Genomic DNA, 2,975 nt, shown 5'->3' on the forward strand with positions numbered 1-2,975 from the left:
CCGCCACCCCGCCCGCGGACCCTGCCGTCGAGGCGGCGCCCGCGCCGCGCTCGCCGCTGCTCGGGGCGCCCGGCGCGGTCGCCGCCGACGGGCCGGACGCCGGTGTCGCCTGGCACTACGGCGACCCGGTCGGCGAGCAGCGCGCGCTCGTGCGCGGCGAGGCCGTCGTCGACGCCTCGCACCGCGGCGTGCTGCGCCTGACCGGCCCGGACCGCCTCAGCTGGCTGCACAGCATCACCACCCAGGCGCTGACGGGCCTGCCCGCCGGCACGTCCACCGAGACGCTCGTGCTCAGCCCCACCGGGCGCATCGAGCACGACCTGCACCTGCTCGAGGACGGCGAGGCCACCTGGATCACCGTCGAGCCCGGTGCCGTCGACGCCCTGCGCGCCTTCCTGGAGCGCATGCGCTTCATGCTGCGCGTCGAGGTCGCCGACGTCAGCGCCGAGTGGGCGGTGCTGGGCGAGCCCAGCCGGTCGGCGAGCAGCACCCTGGGGCCCGTGTGGGTCGACCCGTGGCCCGGTGCCGTGCCCGCGAACGAGGGCGGCAGCGCCGACACCGCCAGCTACGCGGCCGTCGCCACGCTGGAGCACCCGGGCGCCGAGCGGCCGTGGCGGGAGGTCCTCGTCCCGCGCGCCGGGCTGGCCGCCGCCGTCGGCGGGCGCCGCCTCGCCGGCACCTGGGCCGCCGAGGCGCTGCGCGTGGAGGCGTGGCGCCCGCGGCCGGGCCTGGAGACCGACGAGCGCTCGATCCCGCACGAGCTGGACTGGCTGCGCACGGCGGTGCACCTGCACAAGGGCTGCTACCGCGGGCAGGAGACCGTCGCGAAGGTGCACAACCTGGGCCGGCCGCCGCGGCGGCTGGTGATGCTGCACCTGGACGGCTCCTCGCACGACCTGCCCGCGCACGGCGACGACGTCGTGCACGAGGGCAGGCGGGTGGGGCGCGTCACGACGGCCGCGCGCCACCACGAGCTGGGGCCGGTGGCGCTGGCGCTCGTCAAGCGGTCGCTGCCGGTGGACGCGCAGCTGTTCGCGGTGGCCGGGTCGGGCACCGCGGGGCACGAGCAGCGCCCCCTCGCCGCGGCGCAGGAGACCATCGTCGCTCCGTGACCGTCTGATCACCCACCGGTGCGTCATACTCGGGGTGCGGCGGACGCCGCCGCGATGCGAGGGCCGTCAGCGAGCCAGCCACCGGAGGGCGCCATGAGCGAGGACAACGTCAGCGGGTACCAGGCGGGCGGGCGCCGCGCGCTCGACCAGGTGCTCTCGCCCGAGTTCCTCGCCGGCCTGGCCGAGATGGACCTGGAGACCCTGCGCGAGCACCGCAACCTCGCCGAGCAGGAGGAGGCGGACCTGTCCTACGCCCGCCGCCTGCTGCAGGGCCGCCTGGACCTGCTCGGCGCCGAGGAGCAGCGCCGCTCCGGCGCCGACGGCGCGCAGGGGCCGCAGCCGCACGGGGCGCGCTCGGACGCCGAGCTCGTCGCGTCGCTGACCGACGTGCTGGCCGACCCCCGCCGCAGCAACCACGGCATGGGCCGCTTCAGCTCCGTGGAGCCCAGCCGCGTCGGCGAGCACCGCCGCCGCGCCGAGCTCGCCGTCGCCGACCCGCACCTGTCCGACCTGTCCGCGATGGACGACGGGCAGCTGGCGGCCGCGCGCGAGCGCCTGGTGGGCCTGGAGCACGAGCTGTCGGGGGACCGGCACCGCGTGCAGGAGGTCATGGACGCCTGCACCGAGGAGATCGCCCGCCGCTACCGCGAGGGCGTCGTCACCGTCGAGGACGCGCTGCGCACCCCGCGCTGACGGCGCCGCCCGGGCTCACACCCGGTTGGCGCGCAGCAGCGTGCGCAGCACCTGCGCGAGGGCGTCCCGCTCGCCCTCGTCCAGGGCGGCCGTGAAGTCGGCCTCGGCGCGCAGGACCTGCGGCAGCAGGCGGTCGACGAGGGCGGTGCCGGCCTCGGTCAGCGACAGCCGGCTGACGCGGCCGTCGCGCGCGTCGGGGGTGCGCTGCAGGTGGCCCGTCCTCGTGAGGTGGTCCAGGCGCTTGGTCGTCGCCGCGCCCGAGGCGAGGGTGGCCGCGGCGACGTCGGTGGGGGTCAGCGGTGCGCGCTGGCGGCGCACCGCGCTGAGCACGTCGAACTCGGGGCGGGTCAGGCCCTCCGCGCGCACGGGCGCCTCGCCGGCGCGGGCCAGCGCGGCCGCGGCCAGCCGGAGCCGGCCGGCGACGTCCATGGCGGAGGTGTCCAGGTCCGGGTGCACCCGCGCCCACTCCGCGCGGGCGTCGTCGACCTGGTCGGCGTCGAGGGGGGGCACCCGCCCAGCCTACGCGAACCCCTTCGCTGGTCGTGGACAGGTGTTTCACCGGTGAAGCACCTGTTAACCTCGACCGGTGACCCTGCTCCGCCACCTGGCCGCCGCGCTGAGCGGCTGGGGCCGCCTCGCCCCCGGCCCGCACCCGTGGTGGGCGGCCGGGACCGCGACGGTCGCGCTCGCCGTCCCGCTGGCCCTGGCGCTCGCCGCCGACGCGCCCCTGCTGGCCGCGCCCGCGGCCTTCGGCGCCATGAGCGGCCTCTACGGGCGCACCGAGCCGTACGCCCGCCGCCTGCGCACCCAGGCCTGGACGGGCCTCGGCCTCGTCCTCGCCGTCCTCGTCGGCGCCGTCGGCGCCGTGCTGCCGCTGGCGGGGTGGGCCGACGTCCTCGTGCCGGCGCTGCTGGTCGCCCTCGTCGCGCTGGCCGCCAAGCTCGTCACCGACGCCGTGCGCACCGGGCCGCCGGCGGGCATCATCCCCGTCTTCGCCGCCGGCACGCTCACCCAGGAACCGCTGAGCGCCGGGCAGCTGCCGCTGGTGGTCCTCGTCGCGGCGGCCTGCGCGGCCTTCGCGACGGCCCTCGGCTGCGGCCCGTGGCTGCTGCGCCCGGACGGCCCCGAGCGCGGTGCGCTCGCCCGCGCCGTCGCGGCGGTGCTCGCGGC

General features: G+C 78.4%; 3 protein-coding genes and 1 pseudogene. 3 read left to right on the forward strand and 1 reads right to left on the reverse strand.

The genetic code is table 11. The features are described from left to right. Positions 1–56: 56 nt before the first annotated feature. Complete coding sequence (gene ygfZ / locus GTQ99_RS21630) at positions 57–1,112, forward strand: CAF17-like 4Fe-4S cluster assembly/insertion protein YgfZ (protein ID WP_166617760.1); 1,056 nt, start codon at positions 57–59, stop codon at positions 1,110–1,112. A gap of 93 nt (positions 1,113–1,205) precedes the next feature. Then, on the forward strand, positions 1,206–1,805 hold the full coding sequence (locus tag GTQ99_RS21635; RefSeq protein WP_166617759.1) for an RsiG family protein: 600 nt from the start codon (positions 1,206–1,208) through the stop codon (positions 1,803–1,805). A gap of 15 nt (positions 1,806–1,820) precedes the next feature. On the opposite strand, the gene GTQ99_RS21640 is transcribed toward GTQ99_RS21635, so the two are convergent. After that, complete coding sequence (locus GTQ99_RS21640) at positions 1,821–2,315, reverse strand: MarR family transcriptional regulator (RefSeq protein ID WP_205707983.1); 495 nt, start codon at positions 2,313–2,315, stop codon at positions 1,821–1,823. 76 nt (positions 2,316–2,391) lie between these two features. Here GTQ99_RS21640 and GTQ99_RS21645 point away from each other — a divergent pair. Further along, positions 2,392–2,975, forward strand: a pseudogene (locus GTQ99_RS21645) (FUSC family protein); the annotation flags it as partial.

This window comes from Kineococcus vitellinus (assembly GCF_009906315.1).
In the GTDB taxonomy this organism is placed as follows: domain Bacteria; phylum Actinomycetota; class Actinomycetes; order Actinomycetales; family Kineococcaceae; genus Kineococcus; species Kineococcus vitellinus.

Excerpts from the sequence above, each read along its gene's own strand:
- GTQ99_RS21635 (WP_166617759.1), top strand. The coding sequence starts at position 1,206 with ATGAGCGAGGACAACGTCAGCGGGTACCAGGCGGGCGGGCGCCGCGCG.